We start from the raw sequence: 26,830 nt of genomic DNA, 5'->3' as shown, positions 1-26,830 counted from the left end.
CCCTAGGTGCGATTGCGCTAAACTAATGCTGGCAAAACAGCGAAGCTGAAAGACATTCCAATGTCCAACGTATTGATCGTTGGAGGTGCAGGTTTCATCGGATCGCACCTCGTGGCACGGTGTTGTATGGAAGGGCACGCAGTCCACGTGCTCGCTCGACCCGGTACAGATCTGCACCGCTTAAAGCACATCGACGGGACTTTTCGCCTTCATATTTTGGAGCTTGCTGACACCAGAGCCCTTAAGCGTTGTCTTGCGGCTGCCAAGGCGCGTTACATCTTTTATCTTGCCGCTGCCACCCGACGTAAGCCGGAACCGAGTCTCGCAGACGCTTTCGGAAGCGTCCAGCAGGATCTGCTAGGTCTATTGCAAACCATCGCTGCCGTGGCAGAGGCGCCTGTGTCTCCGATCGCCTTCGTGCGAGCGGGAACCTTGGCCGCTTATGGCAAAGCGCCAATGCCTCATCTAGAAACGCAGCGCGAGATGCCTTGTACAACCTATGCCGCTGCCCTTGTCGCGGGTCAGCATTATGTTGAAGCGCTGCAGCCGCGCCTGGCGTTTCCGGTCTTGAAGGCACGGCTTTCGCTTGTCTTCGGGCCTGGCCAGTCGGGCGATTTCCTCATCCCGTCCTTGATCCGAAAATGCCTAGTCGGAGAACCTTCAATCGTGCGCCGACCCAACGAACGCCGTGATCTCTTGTTTGTGCGAGACGCCGTGGAAGGGCTCTATCAGATGGCCAACATTTGTCAGCATAAGACACCACTCATCAACATAGCCTCGGGGTACGCACCGACAATGCGAGAGGTCGCGACCCTCATCGTTGAGAAAGTCGGAGTGAATCCTACTCTGGTCGAGTTTCCGCAGACGAGCGCATCCGACGACGTTGATCTCTGTCCTTCACCAGCCTTAGCAGAGGCGGTGTTGGGTTGGAAAGCGCGCGTACCTTGGCGCGATGGTATCGCGCGAACCATCGAATGGGCGAGAAAACACACGTAGCTCGCGCGTGAGGCGATAAACGGCCTGGATAAAATAGATTTGTGCAGTGCCGCATGGAAGGGGCGCCTGGGCCTGGCTCAGCGCCATAGGAGGCAAGCGCGTTCTGCTCGTCTCGCATAATAACTCCTAGTTCAATATCCCGCCGCACACGACCTATGGCACGTGTTGCATGATGATTTGAGTGTGCAGCATTGGCGCTTCGCCTCCGAAATAGGTTACCAGCAGCGGTAGAAAATCGTCCGACAGATAGAAATCTGTCAGCGCGCGGTCTGCCAGCAGGCGGAAGTCGGCGTCGTCGCGACGCAACGCGATCGCATAGGGTTCATGCGTGATCAGGCGATCGCCGACCTCCAGCGAGGATGGATCGCGCGCCCGCTTGGCCAAGCTGATGAGCAGCACCTGATCGGCGATGTAGGCATCGATCCTGCGGTCCTCCAGCGCCTTGAGCCCGTCCTCATGCGTCTTGAAATCGGCAAGCTTTGTCTTCGATTCTTGGATTGCGAGTGCGTCGCGAAGTGTCGCTGCCGTCGTCGTGTTTGCGCGCATACCGATGACGTTCGTGGCAACGCGCTCGCTGACGGCGCGAACGGCCGGTCCGTTGAGAAAGAGCGACTGCAGGTAGCTGGGCGAATCCTTGCGTAGCAGCGCGCTCGCCCCGGTGAGGAAGATCGGTTGTGAGAAATCGACGATTTCCCGCCTCTTCAAGTTCACGGTGATGGAACCGCAAAGCAAGTCGATATCTTCATTCTCTACTGGATCGAAGCCGTCGGCGAGCGTCACCTCAACAAATTCTTGCTTTAGTTGCGGAACTTGATGTTCGAGCTCGTCAGCAATCTTGCGGCACGTCGATGGCATATCCCACCGGTTCGGCCCCTGACTTGCTGGAGGAAAACGGCGCTTGATCGGAGATGTAACCGATACGCACGGTTCCACGCTCCGAAATGGTGTCCAGCGTTGCGGCGCCGGACGCCAAAGCCGAAAAGCAAAGGGCGAGGCTCACGAGCAGAAACCGTCTCATGCACTTGGCCATACTTGTCTGAGGGGGCACCTGCATGATCCCTATCTCCGGAAAACGGTGTCGATCTCAAAGGCGTTGACCCAGCTTATGGGCTGCCCCTCATATGTCAATCAACGACGCATGACGTCGCTCGGCGGCATCGTCACCACAGCGAGGTGCTTGACGGGAGGGTCTTGCTTTCCGTCGATCTCGCGTTTGAGGCCTTCACCCAGAGCTGTTCTAGCCGGCCAGAACATCCCGGCGACTAGCACGGACACGGCGAGGCATCGGTTGCCACAATCGGCGAGGACGTCTCGGAGATGAAGCCAGTTGCCGAAGACGTACAGCGCTGGAAGCCGACGGGGATCGGCGCCCACGGGTGACCGGAATAGCGGCGATGGCACTCGGCGTGAGCTTCGCCGAGGCGATCAGGCTGATCGTTTTTGTGATCGTCGGGAAGGGATAACAAACTCCGAGGGCAGTCTGTGCATGTGACTACCAGCTCTCCTCGTGCGGCCGGTCGAGCACAGCGACGACCTCAGCCTGCAAATCCAGACAAAGCTGCTGAAAATCATGGATTTGCTCCTCCCGCCGGGGCGCCTCTCGCTGAAGGGCATCGAGTGTCTTTGCCGCCAACGCATACTTTTCGAAGAGGTTGTACAATCCATGATCTTTGACCGAGCGCAATCGTTCTCGATGACGGGGCAGCGCCATTGCCAAGCGCGCCCTTCCGAGATGCACCAAACCCATATCACCTCTAGATTACTCGTTTGCGGGTCTACGAACACCCGATACTTCAACCCGCCCAGGATGAGTCGTGGAGAACTCCGATTGTCGCGCATGCCGCTTTGTGAACCAGAGAGCGCACTCCAGGAGGCAAGCCTCGTCGGTGTGGCCGAAACGGAACTCGTCGATCAGGAATCTTGCCAGTTGATTGCCTCGATCAGAACGTTTGGGAATTCCTGCTAAAAAGCAGGTCCGTTCAAATACACGATGCAGCATTTCTACGTCTTTTGGGCCGAGAGTGCAGTCCAGATCATCCGAATGAAAATACATTTGGGACCTCCCAATGAAGGGGCGGCACCAGCGTTCGCGGTCGGCGAGTGCTTGCACGCGAGGATGGGCCGCGCAACACCACTTTGGTCCACAAAACGTCGGTAGGACTTGCCTGGTTCCACCGGGGGGAATACCCATTTCGGGCTACTCGGTGTAACTGATCCATGAGTTTCGCGGGACGAGGGCGGCTAGTTGAGAAGATAAACGACACACGAAATTATGGCGCCAGGGCGAGGGCGATCAGGCATGCTGCCAAGGCGATCAAAAGCCCGAGGCGTGCGCGCCTAGAGTTGCCGTCTGATGCTTTCCCAATCCTAGTTCAAGAAGCGAAACTTAATCATATCGGCGGTGCATGCACTTCCATTGGGTGAATTGTGGTCCCGCGCTCCATCTGTAGCCTTTGAAGCGTGCGCTCCGTCAGTCCAGACGACCCTGGCGGCGTGTACCAGCCTGCTTTGGCCTCTGCCGATCCTGGCAGAGGCTTTTTTCTACCCGTAGCTCGGCACTATGTCTGCCCGCAGGGCTTGCGAAACTAGTGACGGGTGATTTCGGACGTGAGCTCTAGGAACCGGCCGATCGACCAAAGGTAGCCGACGATCTCCCATCTCAGGGCATCGCGATTGCCGTACTTCCCTATTATTCTGTCGAGCTTTTCCTTTGTTGCGGTCTGCTCCACAATTTCGCTAATCACGTAGCTGTCATGCCCCACGGCACAAATGTCGCAGCCAGCCTCGAGAACGTCGACGACGAATGCCGGGATTTCACCGGGGTCCATCTGACGTTGATTGTGTTCAGTCTTGCCGGTGATCCATTGAGGCCGTGAAGCTATCCTGCGATCGACTGCGCTATCGGGCGCAAAACGATCTCCGGCTTTGTCGGGGATGCCGGGAAAACGCATGTACTTGGCGCTGCTCATGGAAATAGTCGCTCATCGGTTAGCGTGAGTAGGGCGACGACCTCTGCCTGCATGTCGGCGCAGGTCTGCTGGTATTCGGCAATCAGCTCTTTGCGCGCCGGGTATTCCCGCTGAAGCTCCTCGAGCGTTGATGAGGCGAGCGCATAAGCCTCGAAGAGATCGAGCAGGCAGCGCTCTCTGGCTTGGCGGAGCTGAGGGCGATATCGTGGCAGGGCCATGCCAAGACGGGCTCGCCCCAAGTGCATCAATCTCATGGCTGCTTCCCTGTTTCAGCGAAGACTACTTCGATGGTGCTACAGGTGTCGGAAGGACGATGGCGACGGATTGTTGAGGTTCGTTCAAGAGCGCGCTGCCCACGAAGAGGTACCCGCCGATGACGAGCATCGCCAAGAGAATCCCTCCGATAGGAAACCCTGTAGAGAATTTTCGCGGTGGCTCGCCGTAGCGGTATTGCTCGTACATAGTCCATTCCTCCGGTCGGCAACGACACCAGAGCGAACCGAAGGGACGGGCAATCTGCCCTGGTGTCTTTGTCGGCCCACGCCGCACAGTTGGCCATAGGCTGAGGTTAAAAATAGCGTATCGCGGCCAGTCCTCCACTGGACTAGGACCTTTGCGCCGGGGCCATGGGACTGAAGTCCCATGGTGGAACCTTTGGCGCTTTCCTACGTTCTAACGTGCTGCTTCGGTCCGCCGTTGGTGACCGAAAGCGCCTCTGGGCCCCACCTACATTCTCAACTCCGCAGATGGGGCCTATCGAGCGCGGGTGGCCACCGGACAATCACAGCAGCCCTCAGTTTTTTCACCTCACAGCCCCAGCGATGGGGCTGTCTTTTTGCGAATGGCTGACGCACGCAGAATTCGACACTAGATTTCGGGGGAGGTGAAAAATGAAGGCCCCGTCGTGGGGGTCGCGACGAGGCCAGGTTGGCTTCATTAATGATGAAGCCCGGTTGCGCTCTCAATACCCGGAGGGCGGGTATTACATGCGCAATGTCTTATGTAAGGCGCAGATGTTCATCGACTAGGGGTCCGTATGAAGAAAGATTGCCGCGAAGGCGACTAAGGGAGCACACAAGAGAAGTGGCCCCGTCGGGGACGACGATGCCAGAGGCACTTATCGAGAAAGACATCTGGGCTTTCGGTCAGTGAAACGAAGGTCGCGTTTCGGCCCCTTCGAGATGTTTGTCATCCGCGGCTGCCCTTCAATGTGGTTGCGGCGAAGCACACTCCGGCAGGCGCAACGGCTTCTCTATCTTCGCGAGCTCTTCCGCCTTGGCGCAATCAGGAAAGCCGACCAGCCGCATGGTTTCGATCAACCGCTGGCGCTCCGCTTCGTTGAATCCGGGAATGTTGACAAATCCCTCGACGGTCAAATTGGGAAACCGTTTGAGTCCGTCCGTTACTGAGACCTTCGCTTCTTCAGTTCGGCCAAGAGCCGCAAGCGCGCCAGAACGCATCACCCAGTGTTTCCTGCCATAGTTTTCCGGCGTCAAGCGGTCAAGCATCCGCAGGGCATCCTCATACCGGCCAGCCATGAAGTAGGCATGAGTGAAAATCCTCGCACTCCACATCGGGAAACCGGGGTTGAGACTGATCGCCTTGTCGACCAGTTCCGCGGTGCGCTCAGGCTCGCCGAAGGTCGAGGCCCAATCGATATAGAACGTCAAAACTTCGAATTGACCGGGTGCGAGGCGCAGCGCGGTGTCGAACTCTGCCTTGGCGCGTTCGAATTCGCCTCTGTCACCTAAAATGATGGCATAAACAGCATGCGCCTCGGCATCGCTCGGGTCGAGCTGGACGGCACGCTCGGCAGCCTCGGCAGACAGAGCCCGGTTCTTTTCGGGTTCAACCCCAAAACCGGTCAAGACACCATGGGAATGGCTAAGTTCGACCCAGGCGCGGGCAAGGCCGGGGTCCAGTTCGACTGCGCGGTTGAGCAGCCTGACGGCCTCCTCGACATCCGCCTGATTGACTTGCTCGAGTTTTTCGGTTCCGAGCAGATAAAGTTCGTAGGCATTGAGATTCTCGGGCGGCTTTCGGTGGGCAGTGATGCGGCCCGCCTCCTGGACCAAACCCGCGCCGCCGCCGAGGCGGTTCGAAATCTGTTCGGAAATTTCGATCTGGATCGCGAACAAGTCCTCGTCCGGCCGGTCCCAGCGCTGCGACCAAAGATGTTTGCCCGTTTTGGCGTCGATGAGCTGCGCCGTAATTCTTACGCGGTCAGACTGACGCTGGATGGAGCCCTCGACCACAAATCCGGCGCCAAGCGCCTTACCCACTTCACTCGGTCCGGCTGGTTTGTCCCGGTATTGTTCGATCGAGTTACGGGCGATCACCTGGAATTCAGGGAACCCCGCCAGATCGGTGATTATGTCCTCAGTGAGGCCATCGGCGAGGCGTCCGGTCGCCTCGTCACCGCCGTAGTTGTCGAACGGCAGCACCGCTACCGACGGTTTGCCGCTTTCTGTTGCTGTCGGCCAGAATTGCCAGACCGCCCCGGCCGAAACCAGAATAAGGAGCGGCACGGCTGCTGCTGCCCAAACCCAGCGCGGCGGCGATGATCGCGCTGGTCGGCGGGGGGCTTGTCCCTCAAGGATGACGCGGAAGGCCTGCACCGGTTCGGCGATGTTCTTCACCTTCTGCTCGCCCATCGGCTCGAAGCCAAAAGCCAGCTTCTTCTCAACTTCCCTGGCGACCTTTCCCGAGACACAGATGCCCCCCGGGTCTGCCAGTTGCTGAAGCCTGGCCGCGACATTGACGCCCTCGCCATACCGGTCCTCGCCCTCGACGATGACCTCGCCGAGATTGATCCCAATCCTGACCTGGATCCGCTGGTCCCCGGGGACGGCGGCATTCCGTTCCGCCAGACCGCGCTGCAGCGAGACGGCGCATTCGACGGCGTCCACCACGCTGCCAAATTCGGCGAGCATCCCGTCACCCATGAGCTTGAAAATCTCGCCGTGATGGCGGGCAATCTCCGGCTCAAAGAGTTCCTTGCGTCCGGCACGAAGGCGCTCGAATGTGCCAGCCTCGTCGCGTTCCATCAGCGCGGAATAGCCCACGACATCAGCAGCGAGGATGGCGGAAAGCTTGCGTTCCATTGGTTCAGCCTAAAGCCACCGGATTATAGGACTGGTCGCACTTAAATGAAACGGCCGACCAACAGTGCTTCAGGGGAACCCGCGTTTCATCCAACACGTCTACTGAACGCCGCAGGGAGTCCCAGTGCGCGCCAACGCATGTCAGGCTCGTTCGCCGCGAGGCGCAAGCGGAATGGATGCCGGTGCGGCCGTTGTTTCGTTCAAGTGCGATTAGGTTCGCAAATCTGGCGCAATCAATGTCAGTGTCGGAAAATAGGTTCGATAGCGAGCAACATCACGCGTGAGCAACGGCAGCCCGATGACGGCCGCATGTGCACCAATAAAGAAATCTGGGAGAACGCCGGTTCTTGTTCCCTCCGCTTTGCGATATCGCGTGAAAACCTTGCTGGCCAGAAAGAGAGCCTCCCGCGGAACGGGCGCGAATTCTAACCCGGCTTCATCAAGGAGCGCGTCGACTTCTTCGATCCGATCGTAGCGAACGGCCAGTTCTGCATGGACGATATCGTTGATCCATAGTGTCCCCCAAGACTTGCGTTTTCGAGTTGCGCAATGGACCAATCGGCCCATGTCGGATCATCGGTTACGATGTCGAGAAGAACATTCGTGTCTACGAATATCACGGTTGCCACGCGTGAGGGCCATGATTGCGTCAGTATCCAGCCCTTTGCCGGCATGCCCCCGCAGCTGTGCGAAGCGGCTGTAACCGTCGTCGTCATTGTCGAACCGTTGTAAGGAATGATTTTTCAAAGGACTTACTTCGTGGTTAGGTTTCAAGAGCTCTGATGTCGTTGCCCTAGCCCACTGCGATCGCGGCCGGCTACTGAGCGCTGTGTCGGCCGGGCTTCGATGGCAGTCGCGAGCCGGCGCCCCGCGTGGAACAAACAACGCCTGGTCGCGGTTGCACCTTGAAATAGGAGGCTAACATGCCGAGGACACCGATACCGGACGCACCAGACCCCGAATTCCCGCCGGACCTGCCGCCGGACGTTCCGCCAGATCTGCCTGAGCCGCCGATCGAAGAGCCAGAGCCCGACGTCGGCCCCGACGAGGCGCCGCCTATCACTCCCGTTCCGGGCGCAATCATGCAATCGACATCGCTCCACGCCATCCGGGTTATGATGTGCAACTGAGAACGGGCGCGGGCGCCACGTCGGACCACCTACGTCAGGAGGGCAGTGTGAAATCGCTAACAGTGAGAGTTATGGCCGCGGCCGAGGAAGATCTGGCGATCGAAACGGTCGTGCTGGCGTTTGCAGCGGATCCTATGGCGCGATGGACCTGGCCGCGTGCAGACCAGTATCTTGCGGCCATGCCGCGAATGATCCGGGCGTTCGGGAGCAGCGCATTCTCCAACGGAAGCGCCTTTTGCACCGACGGCTACGCCGGGACGGCGCTGTGGCTACCGCCTGGGGTGCATTCCGACGAGGAAGCCCTCGCTGCGGTGCTCGAGAGCACGGTTGCGCGCTCTCTTACCCCCGAAACCACGGCCATATTCGAGCAGATGGCCACATACCACCCGACCGAACCACATTGGTACCTGCCGCTGATCGGCGTCGACCCGGCGCACCAAGGCGAAGGTCACGGCGACGCCTTGATGGCGTACGCACTCGCACGGTGCGATCGCGATCATGTGCCAGCCTATTTGGAATCGTCGAACCCGCGCAACATTCCGTTTTACCGACGCTACGGCTTCGAACCGCTCGGCGCGATCCAGGCCGGTTCGTCGCCGACGCTCGTCCCGATGCTGCGGCGGCCGCGTTGAGCTTCAGCTCGATCACATCGTTTGTGGCATACGAGCGCCTGGTCTGGTTATCGGCGATGTCCGCTTCTAGAAGTGGACGATGTAGCTTTGACGACCGACATGGCGCGCGCAGCGGTCGTTCGTGAACCGTGGTTGGTAACCCTGCTGCCTTCAGCGCGTCCACGTCGGCCGTCTCTATTCCCGCCCGCCGATCGACTACCTTGACGGCGAACTGAAGGGCTGCGGCCGCGCGTGGATCTTCGGAACGGCCGGCCTGCGCCTCTGCCATCTCTTGCGCGGTCGCGCCGGCTTTGCGGCCGAGACCGGTGTGCGCTGCGAGGCAGTAGTTGCAATTGTTGCGGTCGGCGATTGCCACTGCGATCTGCTCGCCGAGCTTGGTGCCCCCCGCCGGCCAGTTTGCGACCGCCCTGAACAGGTTTGGCACGACTCCGAACGCGGAATTGATCTGTGAAAGCTGCCTGACGGATGCGGGCCAGAGACCATCGAAGCCAGCCTCCAGCTGTCGCAGGCGGTGCTCGTTGGCATCGGCATTCCGATGGGTCCGGTAATAGCATCCATCCATGAACGGCGGGATGAGTTTCGCAGGATGCTTCAGCCAGAGGACGGTTCGAATAGGGAGCGGCATGCGATCCGGCCGCGAAAATCGAAGTGAGAGAACTCACCCCGAAGCACGAGTGAAACGTTCGGAGGCATGCCGCTGTCGGCCACAGGTTTAGGGGGAATTGCGCGCGCCATCGGCCGGCCAATGCCTCCTCCTCCCGCCTTGCAGGCGATGAACGCTTCACTGGCAAGAGATCCATATGACTTGCACGACGAACAAAATCTCTTCCCGCGCGTTCCGATTTGACAAATTCATGAAGCGCGGCGACTCATATGGACGTGCGAATTGAAGGCCTGAGCAAAGAGTTCGACCGCGTTCGCGTGCTCGACGAAGTTTCTCTCGACATTCGCTCGGGCGAACTGGTTGCTTTGCTTGGTCCCTCCGGCTCAGGAAAGACGACGTTACTCCGTCTGATAGCCGGCCTGGAGAACCCGACCGAGGGCATGGTTTTCTTTGGCGCCGAAGACGCTTCGCAAAAGACCGTGCAGGAAAGAAACATAGGCTTTGTTTTCCAACATTACGCGCTCTTTCGGCACATGACGGTGCTCGACAATGTGGCTTTTGGGCTGAAGGTTCGCGTTTCAGACAAGCGGCCACCACCAGAAGAGATCCGCAATCGCGCGCTTGATCTGCTCGAACTTGTGCAGCTTTCTGGCCTCGAAATGCGCTATCCCGCTCAACTTTCGGGCGGCCAGAGACAACGCGTAGCGCTCGCACGCGCAATGGCGGTCAACCCGACGATATTGTTGCTTGACGAGCCTTTCGGCGCGCTGGACGCCCAAGTGCGCAAGGAATTGCGACGGTGGCTGCGCGACATCCACGATCGAACTGGATACACGACCGTTTTTGTCACGCACGACCAGGAGGAGGCGCTTGAGCTGGCCGACCGTATTGTCGTGCTGAACAATGGCTCAATCGAGCAGACGGGCACGCCGGACGAGATCTACGATAACCCGGTGTCTCAGTTCGTTTACGGGTTTATTGGCCAGTCGAACTGCCTAAGCGTCACTGTTTCCGGCGGTGAGATCTGGCTCGAGGGCCGATCTACGGGACTACCGGCGACAAATGAGCACGATGGTCAGGCGGACCTTTACTTTCGGCCCCACGATATACAACTCGTCATGGATTCCGAACACGGTCTTTTGGGGTCTATCACCGGAAGCCGGCGCGTGGCAGGCACTCGGCACCTTGAGGTGAAGTTGGAAAAATCCGCTTCAGTCGTGGAGCTCGAACTGCCGCCCGATCGAGCGCTCTTTCCCCGCGAGAGCCGTATCGCCTTCAAGCCAACAAAGTGGATGCTCTTTCGCGGCGAGCAGTAGTATCTATCAGCAATGTCGATCAGCGCCGGTACGTCCGCGGCAACTTTTCCCGAACGGTGAGGCGAAGGGCGAGGGAGGGCACGCTGGGGACCGACGCGCTGTGGCCGTCGGGCCGCTTGGGGCGCAATCAGATGCCCCGCCTGGGGCGGGGCTCTGGAATTTACCAGGTTTGCCGGCCGAACCAGTCATCGATGTCTTGTCGTGCCCGATCTTTTTCGAGGCCATAACGTTCCTGAATCTTGCCTTCGAGCTGGTCGCGTTTGCCGGCGATTTGGTCCAAGTCGTCGTCGGTCAGTTTGCCCCACTGTTCCTTGATCTTTCCCTTGAATTGCTTCCAGTTACCTTCAACACGGTCCCAATCCATGTCATTTCCTCCTATGAATGTGGATAGAAGCTAAACGCCTTGGCTACGCATTTGTTCAAAGCCAGCCTACCCGCGAAGGAGCCCGGGGGAGCGTGATCGTAATCTCCTCGATACAATTCAAGTGGGGGGATGGCAAAGGGTGAGCGGAGCCCTGGCCGGCGGTCATTTCGTGCGGCACGGTATCGCTCGCCAATTGGAAAGGCGAGCATCAGCAAAGTAGAGTTCACATTCGAGCGGAATGAGTACGTGTGGTTCGCCGAAGAAAGCGAAGGATCATCCGGAAGCCTCGCGAGGGTCGTTGCCATGTCCTGGTTCAATTTGACTTCGACGACAACGCCATCGACCCGGCGAGTGAGACACTTTTGCGACATGTCTTGAGCTTCAGTGTTCCCGCGAACGAGTGGTGGCGTTGTCGGTTTGTCGGCAGAGCCGGTCATGTGTCAGGGATGCTACTTGATAAAACCCGGATACTGTACTTCTTCTCGGTTCACTCCCTTGGAATCCAGCCGAACCGGAGTGGGCTCCGGCACGTCGGCCATGTACCGATGAGCGACAAGCCAGTCGCGCAAAATATTCTCGATCGCGGCGGCTCGGCCGGCGGCGGCGGTGAATGGTCCGGATCGGTCATGTAGGCCGCGAGCCCGGCTTCGAGGTCATCTTCAAAAAGAGGCAAGTCTGTTGAATGCGACACGGTTGGCTCCTTTGTTCAGGACACCCGCTTTTCATGCCGCCTGTTCCCGGTGTGAACGGCTGCGGATGTGCGTCGCCGGTTCGTGTCCTCTCAAGGCGAGGGATCTGTCACCTTGGGGCAAGAACCTTAGAAAATCGAAAAGCTCCTGCTCGCCGAGCGGAGACTTATGAACAATTCTAACCAATCCCGAAAAAGGCTAGGATTGCGACCACAATAACGACAAGGCCGACGAGATAGATAATCTGGTTCATGTCAACCTCCTTTCATCCAATCAACCGATGCCACGCAGATAGGTTCCGCATGCAGGCAACAAAGTCGACATGCCTGCGAATCCGAGAGGGCGGAAGCCGTTGCCGGACGCGCCTTCAGCCTCCAATCTGCGGACACTGGCCGCCCGGCTCAAGCCATCAGGTTTTGCTTGCGAGACCGTAGTGATCGTGGAGGCGCCACCACGTGTATGGATCTCCCTGCGGCCTGCCAGACGGTGCGTCCTGCCAGGTTTCCTGTCGACCAAGAGGTGTCAGGTCGAGAAACGTAAAGATCGGACCAATCGCTTCCACGCCGCGGCCGTTCGTGAAGTAGCTGCGATAGGCATGGTTCCCCTCGCGGACGAAGACGTTGATGCCGAACGTTTCCTTGACATCGAAATCGCTGGAGAAGCGAGCGTCTGGCAATGTCACCCAGGGCGTCGACCAGCCCATTCGCGTCTTATAGACAGCGATCCTTTCCTGAGATGCGGTTGATGCGAAGACGAGGGAGACGTCGCGCGCGGCCAAGTGCTCGGAATGGGTGACACTGTCTGCAAACATGGAGCAGCCCGAGCACGCGCCGTCCGGCCAATTCTCTACGTCGGGAGCATAGAAAAAGCGGTAGATTATAAGTTGGCGCTTGCCTGCGAAAAGGCCGAGCAGATCCGTTTCTCCGTCGGCTGTCAAAAACCTGTAGTCGGTAGCTACCTCCATCATCGGCAGCCGCCGCCGCTCCGCCGCCAACACGTCGTTTTGTTTCATCAACGCCTTCTCTTTGGCGAGAAGCGCGTTTCGGGCAGTCTCCCACTCTTCTTTCGCTACGACTTTGGGCCACTCGATATGTTTGGCAATCGATGAAGGTGCGGGAATTCCTGGTGGTTCGTTGGCCATGTTGCAAAATCTCCTACGGCAATCGCCTCTTCAACCTTCATCCCACGCGCACGGTTCCACAGCTCCTGAAGCGGATCGCGCGCCGAAGGTCTGGTGGCAGGCAGAATCCCCTGATCAACGATCCGGACCGACGGTTAGGCGGCCGGACCTCCATGTGGAGAGCACCGATACCTACACCATGGTTAGACGCCGATCTCGACCATCAATGCCCTCTCCCCGGCGCGCCCTTGGCAAGAAGCTCATTTGTAAGGAGCCTAACCGGGGCACCCATCGACAACGGGACGAAGGCGGATCGGCGATAAGAAGGGGCCGGATCAGTGCCCTCGATCGTTAAAAGAACTGGGAACGCATTCCTGTTTTTCCGGTTTGAGGGTGTTCGAGAAGGAGAACGCCATGGCAGAGGATCGGTGGGAACACGAGGAACGCTACGGACGCGATCCAGAGAAGGCAAAACAACCGGCGCCCTGGAACGAAAGCGTTGTGATCAGCCTGCCCAATGTGGATCACGAGGTGTTGGTTGGATCAGCCAGTGAAGCGATAGCGGTTTTGCGAAACAATTGGTCTGGATCTAGGTCAGGTCCAGCATATCAGGTTGCTTTGACCACCTGTCTCGAAGCCATGAATGGTCACCTGCCTGGTTACATGGCCCGATTGGCCTTTGAAGAAGCTGCCCGTGACGCAGGAGTTCTGCGCTAAGGCTTGCAGGACTTCAACTTTGAAGCCTTTCACCTCTGGCCGATGCCTTGGTGCGAGGGCAAGCGCAGCGGGAACGTACCGTGTGTGAACCCTTGCGGCACCCGCGCTCAAGGCTGATCTCGGCCGAGAAAATTTCGGCGCTTGGGTGATACGCCCGCGGACGAACTCAACCACTCCCGGAAGGAACAAAGCCGCGTGCTCATTGGTTGATGATCGACTGCACATCGAAACGAAGGCGTTGGATTGGATCGTTCACATGGAGGCGCCGCCACTTGAAAGAAAGCTTGCAGCGATCCTGGCTGCCGATATCGAAGGTTACTCCCGGTTGATGAATGCCGACGAAGAACAGACCCTGGCGACCTTGACATCGCATCGCACTATCGTCGACGGCCTTATCGAAAGTGCTCATGGTGAGATCTTCGGGACCGCGGGGGACAGCGTGTTGGCGGAATTTCCCTCAATCGTCCATGCCTTCAACTGCGCGATAGCCATTCAGCAAGCCATGTGGCGTGCCAACCGGCCGCTTGCCGACAAACACAAGATGAACTTCCGCATCGGGATCAACGTCGGCGATGTTCTGGTGAAAGACGGCGATATCTTTGGGGATGGGGTCAACATCGCCGCCCGGCTTGAAGGCCTCGCCGATGCCGGCGGCATCTGTGTGACGCGAGGAGTACGAGATCATCTGCGTGATCGCGTTGATACCGCCTTTGAGGATTTGGGTGAGCATCAGGTCAAGAACATTGCGCGCCCGCTCCGGGTGTTCCGTGTCCTGTTTGACCCGCAGTCCGAACCAAGCCCCAATGTGGAGCTAACGTCCGTCGAACACCCGGAACGATCCTCCTCGGTCGAACAGACCTTGTCGGAAGACCAAGACAAAGATGAAGCGCGCCGGGTTGAGGTGGCTTTCTGGGAAGCGGTACAGGAGAGCGATGACCCGGCCGAATATCTCCTGTACCTGAAGCGATACCCTGCGGGCGAGTTCGCCGAACTCGCAGCCGCGCGCGTTGCTCAAGGCGGGTCTGGGGAGGGCGATCCCGGTATCGAGGTTTCATTCTGGGAAACGGTGCGAGACACCGGTAACGCCGAGATGATTGAAGCGTATTTGTCAAAGTATCCGACGGGCCAGTTCGTCGATCTCGCCAAGATCTTGTTGGCAGACATTCACGCCAAATAAACACACAACGATCCTCGTCATGACTGCGTCAACGCCAAATGGATTGCAAAGCAGATGGGTTAGCGCCGGCTGCGGCCGGGACGCGTGGGATGTTCAGCAAGAATGCAAAGCGATTGTCGAAGTGCCGCTAGGGTAGCGCGTGTGATCCTGTGCAACCCCTCCCTTGAGAAACGCCAAAGGCTTGCCTTCACATTCTGGGCGCGCTGAAGGGCCGCCTTGCGACGGCCTCTTCAGCGTTCTTGCGACTATATGATTTGGGTTTTGGGTGGAGGAGTGATCTGCCCTTCGAAAGGGTCGTCCTCTTGAGGCACGACGCCGTTGGGTGTCAGATCGTCAACCGCCTTTGGCAGATCTCGGCTGAGGCGGCTCAAAATCTCCTCAGGGGAAAGACCCGTCCGCGCGGAAAGATCCTCCAGGACTTCCGGCCCGAGCGCTTCGGATAACTGCCTATCATTAATTTCGCTGTTTGGACCGGTCTGCACCCAGGATTTTGCGGTCTCCCCGTGCCCGTTCTGCTCGAACTGCTTGAGGAGATCGCCTAGACCGCCCGTCAACACGCCGCCCGTCGATGAACCGCCGAGCAAGCCGCCAAGTCCGCCGAGACCACCGGAGCCTCCAGTCAGACCGCCAAGCAGGTCACCCAAACCTCCTCCCGCCTCCTGCTGACCGGTTGGCCCTTGGTCTTGTCGGTTCTGGGTCAGACCTTTCAGAAGCTCCCCGATCTTCTCCCTATTCTGGTATCCTGCCACCGCAAGGACACTTAGCAGGGCTTTAAGTGCAGTGCTTGCCATGTGCTTCTCCTCTTCTGTCATATATGCCCGTTCAGGCATCTGCTGGTTCACGACGGAGGTCGCGATCGCGGTTAGCGCGAGGTCGGTGGCCTGCTCATCGTCGAAGTTGTGGCGGATGGATCGCCAATGGCGCGGACCGAGGCTGGCTTGGTCATGGCCTTTCCTTTGGGTTAGAAGGAGCATCGGTAGACGCTTAAACTCCACCCGGCATCTCTTGTTCCGTTCAGCAGATGTTCCATGCCCCGATATCTCAACTTCGGCGTCCATCGCATAGCGGGCGGAGGAAGGAAGCGCGGATGTCCTCTCGCCAAGGTGGTTCATTGAAGATAGAGCCGGGATCAACCGAGGTGGCCCGACCGGGCGATGGCGCATGCCTTACGTGTTCCACCGCCCCTGATCTGGATTCGCTGTTCTGGATCGACGGGAACGATTAGGGCCAGCCGCCATTTTAGAAGCGTATCACAGACGGAGCGAATGAATGGCACGTAGGCGGATTGGGGCGGCATCCTGAGCGGTCTCTGCGAGATCGGCCTCTTCCTCAGTGCTGTTTCCGTGCCATTCCATAGGGCGAAAATTGGGCCTTAGACGCAGAACGTAAAGGCTAGCCAATTTTTGCCGATCAATCCGTCTTGCGCTCGACCTGCTTTTGCCCAGCACTCTTGCCGTCGGAACTTTCCGAGCGCTCTTCGAAACGATCCGCACCCTTCTTCAACGGCGAACCTTTGGTTCTCTCGACCTTACGCTCCTCGGCAGCAGCATTCCTCTTCAGTGCTTGCGACGATTCCCGTCCCTTGGCAGTTTGCGAGGTTGGACGTCCCATTTGCTTCCTCCTTAAACACCGTCTGAATGGTTTAACGCTTCAGGCGTCGTTGGGTTTCCCGGCGAGGCATCTGATCTAGATGGGTCGGTCTGCGCCATCCGTTGCACCCGCGTGGGATCGCCAGGAACAAACCCCGGACGCCGTGCGTTCAACCGAGGTTTCGGCGCGCTAGCTCCCAGTCGCGATCACGTACACTTGAATTGATCCGGAAAACGCATGGGGTTTGTCTTAGTTAGCATCTCCTGGCCGAGGGCTTTGGCCGGCATATTCTTTGAACATCAGCCGGTCCTGCCGGCTCCGCCTAGAGGACACTCAGCCATGGTGACGTTCACGCTCAACGGGGAACAACGCACGTTTGATGGCGATCCCGACACGCCTCTTCTTTGGGTTATCAGGGACTTCGAAAAACTGACTGGCACGAAGTACGGGTGCGGCGTGGCCCAATGCGGCGCTTGCACGGTGCATCTCGACGGCATGCCCCGACGCTCATGCATCACGCCAATTGCCATGATCGACGGCTCGGACGTGGTCACGATCGAGGGCATTTCGGGCAAGGAGGCCGAAGCCGTGCAGGCAGCGTGGAAAGGGTTGGACGTTCCGCAATGCGGCTACTGTCAATCCGGGCAAATCATGTCGGCGGTGGCGCTCTTGCAGATCCTGCCCAAGCCCACGGACGACGAGATTGATGGCGCCATGGCCGGCAATCTCTGTCGATGCGCCACCTACCATCGCATTCGAGCAGCGATCCATAATGCCGCCAAGTCGATGGAGGGCTGAGCGATGACCATTCACGACATAACACCCACCCGCCGTGCCTTTCTCGCCGGTGCTGGGCTCGTCATCGGTGTGGCAATCGCGCCAAGGTTTCTTTCGGCTGCGTCAACAGGTATTCCGGCCGGCGGTTCGGGCGAACTCAAGGCGATGAACGCTTTCGTCAAGATTGGACCCGACGACACCGTCACCGTGCTGTCAAAACATATTGAATTTGGCCAAGGGCCCTTCACGGGCCTTGCAACGCTGGTCGCCGAAGAGCTCGACGCCGACTGGAGCCAGATGCGGGCGGTCCACTCTCCGACCGACAACAAGGTTTACGCCAATCTCTCCTTCGGCTTGCAGGGCACCGGCGGATCGAGCTCGATTGCCAATGCCTATGAGCAGATGCGCAAGGCCGGCGCCACGGCGCGTGCCATGCTGGTCGCCGCGGCCGCTGAAGAATGGAATGTTCCGGCAGCGGAAATTACCGTCGAGAAGGGGCGGATAAAACATGCAGGCTCGGGAAAGGAAAGTGGCTTCGGTGCGTTCGCCGACAAGGCAGCGCGACAGGTCGCGCCTGCGGACCCGAAGCTGAAAGATCCCAAGGATTTCGTGCTGATCGGCACGGAGCTGCCAAAACTTGATACCCAGGGCAAGACCGATGGCACCGCGGTCTTTACGCTCGACATCATGCCCGAGGGCCTCTTAACCGCCGTGGTTGCCCATCCCAAGCATTTCGGCGCTATCGTGAAGTCTTTCGACGACGGCAATGCCCGCAAGGTTCGGGGCGTGGTCGATATCAAGCTGGTGCCGCAGGGCGTCGCGGTTTACGCGGACAATACCTTTTCCGCGTTGAAGGGCCGTGATGCCCTGACGATCGAATGGGATCTCTCGAAAGCGGAAACCCGTTCGTCGGAGGAACTGACTGTCGAATACGTCCGGCACTTCGATGAGCCCGGTCTTGAGGCGACGAACACCGGCAATGTCGATGAGGCGTTGCGGCAGCAGGGGCTGCAAACCGTTGAAGCCCAGATCGTTTTCCCCTTCCTGGCGCATGCGCCGATGGAGCCGCTCGACGCGGTGTTCATCAAGGCCGCCGACGGGTCGGTCGACATTTACAACGGCGCGCAGTTTCCGGGCTTTGATCAGCAGGTGGCGGCAAAGATCCTGGCGCTCGACGAAGAGAAAGTTCGCGTCAACACGCAGTTGGCAGGGGGCAGCTTCGGGCGCAAGGCACAGTTCGGTTCGCCCTACATGCAGGAGGCAGCGTCCGTCTATGCAGCAATCGGCGGCGACCGCCCGCTCAAGCACATGTGGACGCGCGAGGACGACATTCGGGGCGGTTTCTACCGCCCCATGTACGCCCATAAGATGCGTGGCGCGATAGATGCCACCGGCCAGATTACGGCATGGGAGCAGATCATCGTCGGCCAGTCGATCATGGCCAAGGCGGATCTGGATTCGACCTCGGTCGAAGGCGCGTCGAACCTGCCCTACAAAATCCCCAACCTCAAGGTGATCTCTCACAACATCACGTTGCCGATCCCGCCGCTCTGGTGGCGGTCGGTTGGGCATACCCACACGGGCTTTGCAGTCGAGACCTTCGTCGACGAGCTTTTGACCCGCGTCGGCCGTGACCCCGTGGAAGGTCGGCTTGCACTCATTGACGCGTCCTCGCGTCATGCCGGTGTCCTGCGCAAGGCCGCTGAGATGTCGAACTGGGGAGTAACGCCACCCGAGGGGCGGGCCCGAGGCGTGGCGGTCGTCGAAAGCTTCGGCTCGTTCGTCTCGCAGGTCGCGGAGATTTCCGTCGGCTCCGATGGTGCGCCGCGAGTGCATAAGGTCTGGTGCGCGGTTGATTGCGGCGTTGCCGTCAATCCCAACATCATCAAGGCGCAGATGGAGGGCGGTATCGGTTACGGGTTGGGTGCCGTGCTTTTCGACGCGATCACTCTGGGAAAGGGCGGCAAGATCACGCAATCAAACTTTCATGATTACCGTTCGATCCGGATAAACGAAATGCCCGATGTCGTGGTGGAAATCATCAAGTCTGCGGAAAAGCCGACCGGTGTCGGCGAGCCCGGCGTGCCGCCCATCGGTCCGGCAGTAGCCAACGCATGGAGAAAACTGACCGGTGCGCCGGTGCGCCAACTCCCTATCGTCAGCGTCATTTCGTCCTGAGGACACCGTCAAGATGAAGATCAAACTCCTGTTCTCAGGAATTGCCGCAAACTGTCTTGTCGTCGCAGCGGGCGCCATGCTGACGCCGGCGTCCGAAGCGCAGACCAGCAACTCGCTCCGTTCAGCGGAATCGTTTCAGTCGATTTCCGACGAGCGGGCGCGGTCCGTTGCGCTCTTCGAAGAGGCCGGAAAAGTGATCCAGCATCCCCGATGCGTCAATTGTCATCCGGCCACAGAACGACCGCTGCAGGGCATGGCCATGCATCTGCATCAGCCGCCCGTTTTCCGGGGCGAGGGCGGTATGGGTTTGGTGGGCATGCAGTGCAACACCTGCCACAGTGAACAGAACACGCCGGTGATTGGCCAGGCCGATACGCTGAAAAGCATCCCGGGTAATCCCGCCTGGCATCTCGCGCCGATCGAGATGGCCTGGGAGGGTAAGACACTTGGGCAGATCTGCGTGCAATTGAAAGATCCCAAACGAAACGGCGACAAAACCATGGAAGAGATAGTCGAGCACATGGCGCATGACGATCTGGTCGGATGGGGATGGCAACCCGGAGATGGCCGTGAGCCGGTTCCAGGCACTCAGGAAGAGTTCGGCAAGCTCATCCAGGCGTGGGTGAATACGGGAGCTGCCTGTCCATCGTCATAAGGCGTGCCCGCACCGCAATTTCGCGCGAGGGTCGAACCCGTTCTAAAGCCCATTGTGACACCAATTGCGAAACCGGGAGGACCACGCGCGTGCCCGATGATTGCCTCCCCTCTCTGGTTGCCATCGCACGGGAACTGGTCAGCCGGCCGAGCGTGGAGCGGTAATAATCGTTGCCTGCGGCTCGTTGACGAATGCCGGTGGCACCCTAGTTTACCCCTTTAATTTCTGTGGCTTGCCGCTGCCGAGACATGGGGTTGGAGAATGTTCGTGACTGAGGGGCGATCCGTTCTTGTTCTTGAAGATGAGCCGATCATTGCACTCGACCTGGAAGAACTGTTGGCAGAAGCGGGATTTGAAATTGTTCAGGTTTTCAGTGCATGCGCGGATGCCGCAGCCTGGCTAGAGGCTAATACCCCCCAGCTCGGAATTCTCGACCCCCGTGTCAGAGACGGTTTTTGCACATCAATTGCACAGACCCTTCTGGAACGATCCGTGCCATTTATCGTCTATTCGGGACAGGCGCCTGCGCCCGACGACGAGACTTCGAGTGTCTTCAGCAAGGGCATCTTTCTGACGAAACCCTGCCGCCCGGACATACTCTTGAATGCGATCGCGACCGAGACACTGCGTACCGGGTAGGGCGCGCATATGGTCTCGAACTTCCACGACCAGTCGTCGCGATCCCTTTTTCCTCGCCTCGTTCAAACCGCTATCGGTTCGGCATGCCGTCTGATCATCAACACAGACGGACCCTCGTGATGGCACTTGTGTAAACAACCGAATTGGCGACAAAGCGCTGCGTGGCAAAAGCGTATCCTCACAGCCAATGGCCCCGTCGAAAAGACGGTGTCATCGCGTCGCGCCGAGCACCGATACCGGCTTCGCCAGCAGTTCACACGTCAATCGAGCCAACGGTTGCGAAACGTAAGACTGGCAACCGAGATCGGTTTGCCTTCCTCGCTACGCACCGAAACCGAAATCTCTGTGCCATGGCCCTCGGGCAATTCGTCGCGTGCGACGTCAACGAGGATGCGCGTGATTTCCTGCATGACCGCCGCGCGAGAATGGAGCTCAAGCCCTAGGTCATCCCGCGTCTGCCCGTCACCATTCTTGAGATCGAAGAAATAGCGCGTCATCAACTTTCCAGCCTCCGCTCGGATAGAGAAGTCGGGAAGGAAGCCATTGTTCCCAAGAGCCAATCAGCCCTACGATTTTCTTTGCCCGTCAAAGGCTTGGCGCCGGGGCACGGGTGGCCAGCAGTTCTTTCAGCGTTCCAGCCACGATCGATGCCCCAACGTCACGTCTACCCCATCTGCTGCCTGTGCCAAGAACAAGGCCACTTGCGTTTATGCAAGGAGACGCAATTTGGGTTCGCGATCCCAGAAACGCATTGAGGCGGCTTCCAGGAAATGGGCGTCTAGAGGTACGACACCTGCGCCGATCTCCACACCCGCCTTCTTCAAGATCGGTAGCGCATCCTCGCTGTGTCCGATTGCCTTCAGATGGCCGAAGGCATCCATGATCCACTGGATGGCGGCCGCTTCGTTGACGAGAATTTCGGCGCCATCCTTTGAAAGCAGCACGGCAACCGCGTCGAAAATCTGAGACGGGGAGCCGGCGAGCTGGCCATCGGCTTTCACGGGCTTGCCGTCGGAGAGCGTTGTGTTGCCGATCTTCGGGGCTACGACAAAAGGCACGGCGCCGGCTTTGGCGATCGCGTCCTTCAGCTTTTTCAAGGCCGTCACGTCAGAGCCGTCGCCGATGAGGATACCGATCTTGCGGCCCTCGACCGTCTCCAGCATGTTCTTCTGAATGGACAGGGCAGGCGAGGGCTCAAGATCGACCGGTTCCCGTGCCGCCGGATTGGCCCTGGGAAGATCGATGCCAAGACCGACGGCGACCCGTTGTGCAAGATCCCTGTCGACATTCAGGAGATTGCCGATCATCCGCGGCGGCACGTGCTCGAGCGCAACTTTGGACAACTCGAAAACGAAAGATGAGGCTATGTGCGCCCGCTCCGAGTCCGTCTGGGAGACCCAGAACAGGCGCGCCTGGCTATAGTGATCGGCAAATAGATCGGAGCGTACGCGAAGCTTCTCACCCTGTTCCTTTGCGCCCGACTGTGCTTCCAAGGTCCTAAAACCTGTGATCGGACATTCGCGTGAACCGCCGTCCTCGCCTGACATTGCCAGGCTGTTCGGCTCGTAGTTTGCCCGGCCCTTGGGCACGGCCATCTGCATCATGCCGTCGCGCTGAAAATTCATCATCGGGCACTTCGGAGCATTGATCGGCAACTGGTGAAAATTTGCCGAGCCGAGGCGCGACTTCTGCGTATCGAGATACGAGAACAACCGTCCCTGAAGGAGCGGGTCGTTGGTGAAGTCTATTCCGGGAACAATGTTTGCCGGGCAGTACGCGACTTGCTCGGTTTCCGCAAAGAAGTTGTCGGGATTGCGGTCGAGAACGAGCCGACCGACGATTTTAAGCGGCAGAGTTTCCTCCGGGATGATCTTGGTGGCATCGAGAACGTCATAGGGGAGTTTGTTGGCGAACGCTTCGTCGAACAGTTGAACGCCGAGTTCCCATTCCGGAAAGCTGCCGTTCTCGATCGCTTCGTAGAGATCGCGGCGATGATAGTCGTTGTCGGCGGCCTGTAGCTTCAGTGCCTCATCCCAAATTGTCGATTGAACCCCGAGCTTCGGCCTCCAATGGAACTTGACGAAGGTCGATTTGCCGGTGGCATCGACGAAACGAAATGTATGAATCCCAAAGCCCTGCATCATGCGGTAGGAGCGCGGAATCGCCCGATCGGACATTGCCCACATCAACATGTGCGTGCTCTCGGGCATCAGCGAGGCGAAGTCCCAAAATGTATCATGAGCGCTGCCGGCCTGCGGGTAAGCACGGTCGGCTTCCATTTTGACCGCGTGGATAAGATCCGGGAACTTGATCGCATCCTGAATGAAGAAGACGGGAATGTTGTTGCCAACGAGATCCCAGTTGCCTTGCTCGGTGTAGAATTTGACTGCAAATCCGCGGACATCGCGAGGTGTATCGACTGAGCCGGCACCACCGGCGACGGTCGAAAACCGCACGAACACCGGCACCTTTTCGCCAACCCGCTGGAAAAGATCCGCCACGGTCACGTCGCTCAGCGATTGGGTTAGTTCGAAGTAACCGTGCGCAGCCGAGCCGCGAGCGTGCACGATCCGCTCCGGAATCCGTTCGTGGTCGAAGTGAAAAATCTTCTCGCGCAAAACGAAGTCTTCGAGAAGAACCGGCCCTCGCTCGCCTGATTTCAGGCTGTTTTGATTATCGGAGACGCGGATACCCTGATTGGTGGTGAGATGTGCTCCAGCGGTCTCATCCGAGGCGTGCTGATGCGTTTCTCCGCCGTGACCGGGCTCGCTGTCAAACGTGGTCTTGTTGGCCATCGATCGATCCTCTTCTCTAGCGCACCGGCACTGGCGAAGGGCGCTCGACATCTGCGAGGTTCCAAGGGGCCGGGAGGGAGTACACCCGCCAAAACCTGCGTGTGTTACAAGAGTTCCCTCGTGGTCGCGCCTTTTTGTATTGTAGGCCTTTCGGCACAAATCCCGGGCGGGGGGAGAATGCGACAGTATACGGTGGGGAATGACCTGGATTGAGGCCCGCGAGTAACCTATGCCTCAATCGAGGTTGTCTTGGACGTCCTCTTCCGCGATGGGAAACGAAGATTCGAGCGCCGCGCCAACGAAGGCTCTCCGCGAAAGCCCAAGCGCGTCGCCGCGCTCCAGAGCAGCTTGGCAGCGGTTTCTTGCCCGCTCGTAGAACCAACCGCCCTGCGGCATCTCGCTCAGATATTGCAAGGCATCCTGCGGACCCTTGATCGAGCGCTCGCCCCTTACGCCGATCTTTACGGGACGATCCCAGATGATCGTTTGCATGTGCGTTGCCTCCGGTTCGGCAAAAAACGTCTGGTCTCAAGATTTGTTCCCGGCCGCGACGGTCAGATCACGGGTCGCTCCGCCCCGCCGAGCGCCATTCTGCTAGTGGCTTCTTTTCGGCGAAGCCCTTTTCGACCACGAGCACGCTGTCGAAAAAATCGACCCCACGCTCTGATTGTATCGAGGAGACATCGTGCATGACCGCAATTACCGTAGAGTTTGGGCAATGATCTTTGATCGATTGGTGAAACGACCGAACGGACTGGCTGTCCAAGGCGCTGGTCGCCTCGTCGAGGAAGATCAGGACCGGCTTCAGCAACAGGATCTTCGCAAGCACGAGTTTCTGCTTCTCGCCCCCGGACAGCAACCTGTCGAAGTTCTGTCCCTCGCGCCCCTCACTCGAAAGCTCCCTTGCAAACTCTTCGAGCCCGGCCGTTTCCAACGCAGTCGCGACGCTGGCGTCGGTATGCGCGTTTGCCTCATCTGGCAAGCAAACGAGATCCTTCAGGCAAACATCTTGGAGCTTAACTTCCTGGGCGGCGTAGAGGCTTCGAACAGCATCCGGCATAGTGATGGTCCCGCGGCCATGCGGCCAAAGACCATTTATTGCTTTGAAAAGCGAAGTCTTGCCACTGCCCGATTCACCGATCACCAACGTCCACTCTCCAGGAGCAAAGTTGAGTGTATCGACGGCCAAGAACGGTTTTTCCTCGCCAGTGTGAAAGAGTTCGACTGCTTTGATGGAAAAGCCTCGTTTTGCATCCTGGGTCGTGTACTCGAAGACGGATGGTCCGCTGCGAGAATAATAATCCTCAGGCTGTTGCACCGTTTCGATTGCTTGCGCGAGTTCTGTTATCCGGCGCGCATCGGCCCTTAATGTCGCAATGTCGGGCATCGCATGGATGAACCACGAGCACTCATTGATGAGGGCCGTCGCTAGCTCGGCGCCGGTGACATAATCCTGTAGGCTGATTGTCTTGTCGACGTAGGGGAGGAGGCCTGGCGCATAGGCGACAATTCGCGAGCCGAGGAAATTATGCACCAGCTCAAAACCCATATAGCCGGCGGTAACGCGGTTGAGGCTCGCCCAGGTGGCGTCAATCTCGCGGTATCTGCGCTCGTTGATGGTCTTTTGAGCCGGTTCGCCCTTGATGACCGCGACGTGGAAACTACGATGCAACAACTGGTTCAATTCGCTGCGATAGCTACCCTCCGCCGACTGGATGCGCACCGACAGGCCTTGGAGAATGCTGCCGAGCTTGGCTGCAACGAACGTATTGAGCGGTACATAGACTGCGATCGCCAGGAGCGTGAGGAACGCGGACCCGTAGCTGCCCAGAAGCTCGAGTCCTCTGACTGAACTCGAGGTCTCGATCAGCTTTCGCCCAACGAAGACGAGCGAAAGGACGACGCCGGCGATGCCGATGCCAAGGCCGATTGCACCGCCCGTCATACCCTTTATCGCTTCCTGCACCCTTTGATCGATGTTGTCGGGCGTTGGACCTTCCTTCCCGACCATTTCGCCAAGCCCGTTTTGCTGAAGATGGAAATGGGTGTGGTTGGCATCGAGCAGCGCTTGGTTGAAACGTTCGTCTAGCCACTGGCGCCATTTTCGATGAAGTGTGGTCGAGAAAAAGTGGCGAACCGCAGTAAAGCCCGCGTCTCTTGTGATTGCGATTGCCGCAAGGGTTGCGGCGGTGGTCAGGAGCGATGATGGCGTGGTGGGAACCGTTGGATGGTGAAAATTGGCGATCCGGTTGACGAGTTCGCCGGAAGTCAACGCGAACCAGACACTTGCCTGTGCCGAAAGACCCGTGAGTAGCAGGATGAGAAACGTTAGGCTCCAGGCCTCGCGCCACCGTTTGGAGAGCCAGTAGGCAAACAGCAGTCCCCAGAAACTGCGCATGGATGAAACAGGGCTGGATGGGCGCCGCCGTCTCTTTCGGAGAGGCCGCTTTATCAGTGCTTTTGCCCGTGGTGCGTTGCTGCGGACGACTTCACGCAAACTCATCTTCATGAACTGGAGCGACGATCGGAGTTGTCAACTTCGCGGTCCTCATTGGCGCCTATGTTGTTGGTCCATCTAAAGTGAGGGCTGTTTGACCCCTTGACCCGCCGCGGCGATTGAGACTGGCGACGGGTCTGATGTCGGTGTGGTGCCCTGGGCCTTCGAAACCGGCGAATGGGAACGATATTCGGCCTACGCGGCCTTTCTGGCCGGCGTTCCCTTGTTAATGGATGTAACCGCCAGATTGGTGAGTTTGTTGTTCGTTGCCTTTTCCTGGTCAAGGATCTCGGAAAGGAGAGTGTGCGCCTCGTCGTACCCAAGGCCCTTCGCCCACTCCCGAAGCGACCCGTAACGGGCGATTTCATAATGTTCCACAGCCTGGCACGCGGCCAGAAGACCCGCGTCGAGCGCGGTCCCTTTCGCGTCTGACATCAGTCCGTCGGCTTCCTTGATCAACCCCTCGATAGCGTCGCACTTATCGCCGGCGGGCTTCTTTCCGATCGATTTGAATACCTGATCGAGCTTCTTGATCTGGTCCTTCGTTTCCGAAAGGTGCTCCTCAGCTGCCTTTTTCAACTCCGCGCTCTTGGCGGCCTTGGCAATCTTAGGGAGTGCCTTCGTGATTGCGTTTTCGGCGTAATAGACGTCTTGGAGTGTATGTTCGAATAGTTCGGCAAGCGAGTTCATGGTGGCTCTCCTTCTTGAATGAATGCTCCAGAAGAAGCTGCCGGCGCACGTTTTCGTTCCAAGAGACGAGCTACTTTTTGAGCCCGTCCACTGGTGGGGCAGATTTCGCCGGCGCAGTCGTCAGCACGTCTCGGATTGAAACGCACGCAGGAGGCGAGCCGGAACTGCGAGGGAGAGGCCACTTTGGCATG

24 protein-coding genes and 5 pseudogenes are annotated in these 26,830 nt (G+C 58.6%); 13 read left to right on the top strand and 16 right to left on the bottom strand.

Translation table 11 applies throughout. The features are described 5' to 3' along the window. The first annotated feature begins 60 nt into the window (after window positions 1-60). The gene (locus XB14_RS29120; RefSeq protein WP_077967218.1) at window positions 61-996 is read left to right on the top strand and encodes an NAD-dependent epimerase/dehydratase family protein; all 936 of its coding nucleotides are present in this window, start codon (window positions 61-63) and stop codon (window positions 994-996) included. 153 nt (window positions 997-1,149) lie between these two features. On the opposite strand, the pseudogene XB14_RS29115 reads toward XB14_RS29120, so the two are convergent. Next, window positions 1,150-2,026: pseudogene (locus tag XB14_RS29115) on the bottom strand (amino acid ABC transporter substrate-binding protein). A gap of 260 nt (window positions 2,027-2,286) precedes the next feature. On the opposite strand from XB14_RS29115, the pseudogene XB14_RS33980 reads away from it, so the two are divergent. Then, window positions 2,287-2,376, top strand: a pseudogene (locus XB14_RS33980) (DUF1515 family protein); the annotation flags it as partial. A gap of 112 nt (window positions 2,377-2,488) precedes the next feature. Here the strand turns inward: XB14_RS33980 and XB14_RS29105 are convergent. The 5 genes and pseudogenes from XB14_RS29105 to XB14_RS29080 form a co-directional block, all read right to left on the bottom strand. After that, on the bottom strand, window positions 2,489-2,707 hold the full coding sequence (locus XB14_RS29105) for a hypothetical protein (protein WP_234804201.1): 219 nt from the start codon (window positions 2,705-2,707) through the stop codon (window positions 2,489-2,491). Between the two features lie 874 nt (window positions 2,708-3,581). Beyond that, window positions 3,582-3,965: a hypothetical protein gene (locus tag XB14_RS33675; RefSeq protein WP_234804171.1), complete on the bottom strand. Its 384-nt coding sequence runs from the start codon at window positions 3,963-3,965 to the stop codon at window positions 3,582-3,584. Then, window positions 3,962-4,219: a hypothetical protein gene (locus tag XB14_RS29095; protein ID WP_077967214.1), complete on the bottom strand. Its 258-nt coding sequence runs from the start codon at window positions 4,217-4,219 to the stop codon at window positions 3,962-3,964. Before XB14_RS29095 ends, XB14_RS33675 begins: the two co-directional genes overlap by 4 nt. Window positions 4,220-5,170: 951 nt before the next feature. Then, window positions 5,171-7,069 (bottom strand): adenylate/guanylate cyclase domain-containing protein, encoded by a 1,899-nt coding sequence (locus XB14_RS29085; protein WP_077967209.1) that lies wholly within the window; start codon window positions 7,067-7,069, stop codon window positions 5,171-5,173. 210 nt (window positions 7,070-7,279) lie between these two features. Then, window positions 7,280-7,689, bottom strand: a pseudogene (locus XB14_RS29080) (type II toxin-antitoxin system VapC family toxin). On the opposite strand from XB14_RS29080, the gene XB14_RS33815 reads away from it, so the two are divergent. The 3 genes from XB14_RS33815 to XB14_RS29070 all read left to right on the top strand — a co-directional run bounded on the left by XB14_RS33815 (window position 7,673) and on the right by XB14_RS29070 (window position 8,831). Continuing rightward, the gene (locus XB14_RS33815) at window positions 7,673-7,801 is read left to right on the top strand and encodes a hypothetical protein (RefSeq protein WP_268802325.1); all 129 of its coding nucleotides are present in this window, start codon (window positions 7,673-7,675) and stop codon (window positions 7,799-7,801) included. The pseudogene XB14_RS29080 and the gene XB14_RS33815 overlap by 17 nt on opposite strands. A gap of 191 nt (window positions 7,802-7,992) precedes the next feature. Further along, the gene (locus XB14_RS33415; protein WP_077967205.1) at window positions 7,993-8,199 is read left to right on the top strand and encodes a hypothetical protein; all 207 of its coding nucleotides are present in this window, start codon (window positions 7,993-7,995) and stop codon (window positions 8,197-8,199) included. A 71-nt stretch (window positions 8,200-8,270) separates the two neighbouring features. After that, window positions 8,271-8,831, top strand: coding sequence for a GNAT family N-acetyltransferase (locus XB14_RS29070; protein ID WP_077967203.1), 561 nt, complete (start codon window positions 8,271-8,273; stop codon window positions 8,829-8,831). 217 nt (window positions 8,832-9,048) lie between these two features. Here XB14_RS29070 and XB14_RS33810 read toward each other — a convergent pair. After that, window positions 9,049-9,255, bottom strand: a pseudogene (locus XB14_RS33810) (carboxymuconolactone decarboxylase family protein); the annotation flags it as partial. 36 nt (window positions 9,256-9,291) lie between these two features. Between XB14_RS33810 and XB14_RS33665 the strand changes: the two are divergent. Both XB14_RS33665 and XB14_RS29055 read left to right on the top strand, forming a co-directional pair. Then, window positions 9,292-9,483 (top strand): annotated as a pseudogene (locus tag XB14_RS33665) (hypothetical protein); the annotation flags it as partial. A gap of 221 nt (window positions 9,484-9,704) precedes the next feature. After that, the gene (locus tag XB14_RS29055) at window positions 9,705-10,751 is read left to right on the top strand and encodes a sulfate/molybdate ABC transporter ATP-binding protein (RefSeq protein ID WP_077967201.1); all 1,047 of its coding nucleotides are present in this window, start codon (window positions 9,705-9,707) and stop codon (window positions 10,749-10,751) included. A gap of 160 nt (window positions 10,752-10,911) precedes the next feature. Here XB14_RS29055 and XB14_RS29050 read toward each other — a convergent pair whose 3' ends face one another. Continuing rightward, on the bottom strand, window positions 10,912-11,115 hold the full coding sequence (locus tag XB14_RS29050; protein ID WP_077967199.1) for a CsbD family protein: 204 nt from the start codon (window positions 11,113-11,115) through the stop codon (window positions 10,912-10,914). A 1,098-nt stretch (window positions 11,116-12,213) separates the two neighbouring features. Continuing rightward, window positions 12,214-12,945: a DUF899 domain-containing protein gene (locus tag XB14_RS29045; protein WP_234804170.1), complete on the bottom strand. Its 732-nt coding sequence runs from the start codon at window positions 12,943-12,945 to the stop codon at window positions 12,214-12,216. Between the two features lie 393 nt (window positions 12,946-13,338). On the opposite strand from XB14_RS29045, the gene XB14_RS29040 reads away from it, so the two are divergent. Both XB14_RS29040 and XB14_RS29035 read left to right on the top strand, forming a co-directional pair. After that, window positions 13,339-13,641 carry a DUF982 domain-containing protein gene (locus XB14_RS29040; RefSeq protein ID WP_077967197.1) on the top strand — a complete coding sequence of 101 codons (303 nt, stop codon included), beginning with the start codon at window positions 13,339-13,341 and terminating at the stop codon, window positions 13,639-13,641. A 256-nt stretch (window positions 13,642-13,897) separates the two neighbouring features. After that, the gene (locus tag XB14_RS29035; RefSeq protein ID WP_077967832.1) at window positions 13,898-14,818 is read left to right on the top strand and encodes an adenylate/guanylate cyclase domain-containing protein; all 921 of its coding nucleotides are present in this window, start codon (window positions 13,898-13,900) and stop codon (window positions 14,816-14,818) included. Window positions 14,819-15,063: 245 nt separating this feature from the next. On the opposite strand, the gene XB14_RS29030 is transcribed toward XB14_RS29035, so the two are convergent. Continuing rightward, a complete protein-coding gene (locus tag XB14_RS29030; RefSeq protein ID WP_077967831.1) occupies window positions 15,064-15,609 on the bottom strand; it encodes a YidB family protein in 546 nt (181 codons plus the stop codon). Window positions 15,610-16,228: 619 nt separating this feature from the next. After that, entirely contained in the window at window positions 16,229-16,429 is a 201-nt protein-coding gene (locus XB14_RS29025; RefSeq protein WP_077967195.1) for a hypothetical protein, read from the bottom strand. A gap of 318 nt (window positions 16,430-16,747) precedes the next feature. On the opposite strand from XB14_RS29025, the gene XB14_RS29020 reads away from it, so the two are divergent. From XB14_RS29020 to XB14_RS29005, 4 genes are all read left to right on the top strand, one after another. Beyond that, the gene (locus XB14_RS29020) at window positions 16,748-17,206 is read left to right on the top strand and encodes a (2Fe-2S)-binding protein (protein ID WP_077967830.1); all 459 of its coding nucleotides are present in this window, start codon (window positions 16,748-16,750) and stop codon (window positions 17,204-17,206) included. Between the two features lie 3 nt (window positions 17,207-17,209). After that, window positions 17,210-19,363: a xanthine dehydrogenase family protein molybdopterin-binding subunit gene (locus XB14_RS29015; RefSeq protein WP_077967193.1), complete on the top strand. Its 2,154-nt coding sequence runs from the start codon at window positions 17,210-17,212 to the stop codon at window positions 19,361-19,363. A gap of 13 nt (window positions 19,364-19,376) precedes the next feature. After that, window positions 19,377-20,018, top strand: a complete 642-nt coding sequence (locus XB14_RS29010) for an Isoquinoline 1-oxidoreductase subunit (RefSeq protein WP_077967191.1) — start codon at window positions 19,377-19,379, stop codon at window positions 20,016-20,018. Window positions 20,019-20,279: 261 nt separating this feature from the next. Further along, the gene (locus tag XB14_RS29005) at window positions 20,280-20,657 is read left to right on the top strand and encodes a response regulator (RefSeq protein ID WP_077967189.1); all 378 of its coding nucleotides are present in this window, start codon (window positions 20,280-20,282) and stop codon (window positions 20,655-20,657) included. A 260-nt stretch (window positions 20,658-20,917) separates the two neighbouring features. Here the strand turns inward: XB14_RS29005 and XB14_RS29000 are convergent, their stop codons facing one another. The 5 genes from XB14_RS29000 to XB14_RS28980 form a co-directional block, all read right to left on the bottom strand. Beyond that, window positions 20,918-21,154: a DUF6894 family protein gene (locus XB14_RS29000; RefSeq protein WP_077967187.1), complete on the bottom strand. Its 237-nt coding sequence runs from the start codon at window positions 21,152-21,154 to the stop codon at window positions 20,918-20,920. A 210-nt stretch (window positions 21,155-21,364) separates the two neighbouring features. Then, complete coding sequence (locus XB14_RS28995) at window positions 21,365-23,452, bottom strand: catalase (protein ID WP_077967185.1); 2,088 nt, start codon at window positions 23,450-23,452, stop codon at window positions 21,365-21,367. 234 nt (window positions 23,453-23,686) lie between these two features. Then, a complete protein-coding gene (locus XB14_RS28990) occupies window positions 23,687-23,944 on the bottom strand; it encodes a DUF982 domain-containing protein (protein ID WP_077967184.1) in 258 nt (85 codons plus the stop codon). A 67-nt stretch (window positions 23,945-24,011) separates the two neighbouring features. Then, entirely contained in the window at window positions 24,012-25,850 is a 1,839-nt protein-coding gene (locus XB14_RS28985) for an ABC transporter ATP-binding protein/permease (protein ID WP_234804169.1), read from the bottom strand. Window positions 25,851-26,144: 294 nt separating this feature from the next. Beyond that, window positions 26,145-26,639, bottom strand: coding sequence for a ferritin-like domain-containing protein (locus tag XB14_RS28980; protein WP_077967180.1), 495 nt, complete (start codon window positions 26,637-26,639; stop codon window positions 26,145-26,147). Window positions 26,640-26,830 lie beyond the last annotated feature (191 nt).

It is taken from the genome of Ensifer adhaerens (genome assembly GCF_002007205.1).
In the GTDB taxonomy this organism is placed as follows: domain Bacteria; phylum Pseudomonadota; class Alphaproteobacteria; order Rhizobiales; family Rhizobiaceae; genus Ensifer; species Ensifer adhaerens_D.
Note: the sequence above shows the minus strand (reverse complement) of the source record. Positions and strands in the feature narration are given on the sequence as shown.

Coding starts and splice junctions, on each gene's coding strand:
- XB14_RS29120 (WP_077967218.1), top strand. CDS start 61: ATGTCCAACGTATTGATCGTTGGAGGTGCAGGTTTCATCGGATCGCAC.
- XB14_RS29105 (WP_234804201.1), bottom strand. CDS start 2,707: ATGGCGCTGCCCCGTCATCGAGAACGATTGCGCTCGGTCAAAGATCAT.
- XB14_RS33675 (WP_234804171.1), bottom strand. CDS start 3,965: ATGAGCAGCGCCAAGTACATGCGTTTTCCCGGCATCCCCGACAAAGCC.
- XB14_RS29095 (WP_077967214.1), bottom strand. CDS start 4,219: ATGAGATTGATGCACTTGGGGCGAGCCCGTCTTGGCATGGCCCTGCCA.
- XB14_RS29085 (WP_077967209.1), bottom strand. CDS start 7,069: ATGGAACGCAAGCTTTCCGCCATCCTCGCTGCTGATGTCGTGGGCTAT.
- XB14_RS33415 (WP_077967205.1), top strand. CDS start 7,993: ATGCCGAGGACACCGATACCGGACGCACCAGACCCCGAATTCCCGCCG.
- XB14_RS29070 (WP_077967203.1), top strand. CDS start 8,271: ATGGCCGCGGCCGAGGAAGATCTGGCGATCGAAACGGTCGTGCTGGCG.
- XB14_RS29055 (WP_077967201.1), top strand. CDS start 9,705: ATGGACGTGCGAATTGAAGGCCTGAGCAAAGAGTTCGACCGCGTTCGC.
- XB14_RS29050 (WP_077967199.1), bottom strand. CDS start 11,115: ATGGATTGGGACCGTGTTGAAGGTAACTGGAAGCAATTCAAGGGAAAG.
- XB14_RS29045 (WP_234804170.1), bottom strand. CDS start 12,945: ATGGCCAACGAACCACCAGGAATTCCCGCACCTTCATCGATTGCCAAA.
- XB14_RS29040 (WP_077967197.1), top strand. CDS start 13,339: ATGGCAGAGGATCGGTGGGAACACGAGGAACGCTACGGACGCGATCCA.
- XB14_RS29035 (WP_077967832.1), top strand. CDS start 13,898: ATGGAGGCGCCGCCACTTGAAAGAAAGCTTGCAGCGATCCTGGCTGCC.
- XB14_RS29030 (WP_077967831.1), bottom strand. CDS start 15,609: ATGGCAAGCACTGCACTTAAAGCCCTGCTAAGTGTCCTTGCGGTGGCA.
- XB14_RS29025 (WP_077967195.1), bottom strand. CDS start 16,429: ATGGGACGTCCAACCTCGCAAACTGCCAAGGGACGGGAATCGTCGCAA.
- XB14_RS29020 (WP_077967830.1), top strand. CDS start 16,748: ATGGTGACGTTCACGCTCAACGGGGAACAACGCACGTTTGATGGCGAT.
- XB14_RS29015 (WP_077967193.1), top strand. CDS start 17,210: ATGACCATTCACGACATAACACCCACCCGCCGTGCCTTTCTCGCCGGT.
- XB14_RS29010 (WP_077967191.1), top strand. CDS start 19,377: ATGAAGATCAAACTCCTGTTCTCAGGAATTGCCGCAAACTGTCTTGTC.
- XB14_RS29005 (WP_077967189.1), top strand. CDS start 20,280: ATGTTCGTGACTGAGGGGCGATCCGTTCTTGTTCTTGAAGATGAGCCG.
- XB14_RS29000 (WP_077967187.1), bottom strand. CDS start 21,154: ATGACGCGCTATTTCTTCGATCTCAAGAATGGTGACGGGCAGACGCGG.
- XB14_RS28995 (WP_077967185.1), bottom strand. CDS start 23,452: ATGGCCAACAAGACCACGTTTGACAGCGAGCCCGGTCACGGCGGAGAA.
- XB14_RS28990 (WP_077967184.1), bottom strand. CDS start 23,944: ATGCAAACGATCATCTGGGATCGTCCCGTAAAGATCGGCGTAAGGGGC.
- XB14_RS28985 (WP_234804169.1), bottom strand. CDS start 25,850: ATGCGCAGTTTCTGGGGACTGCTGTTTGCCTACTGGCTCTCCAAACGG.
- XB14_RS28980 (WP_077967180.1), bottom strand. CDS start 26,639: ATGAACTCGCTTGCCGAACTATTCGAACATACACTCCAAGACGTCTAT.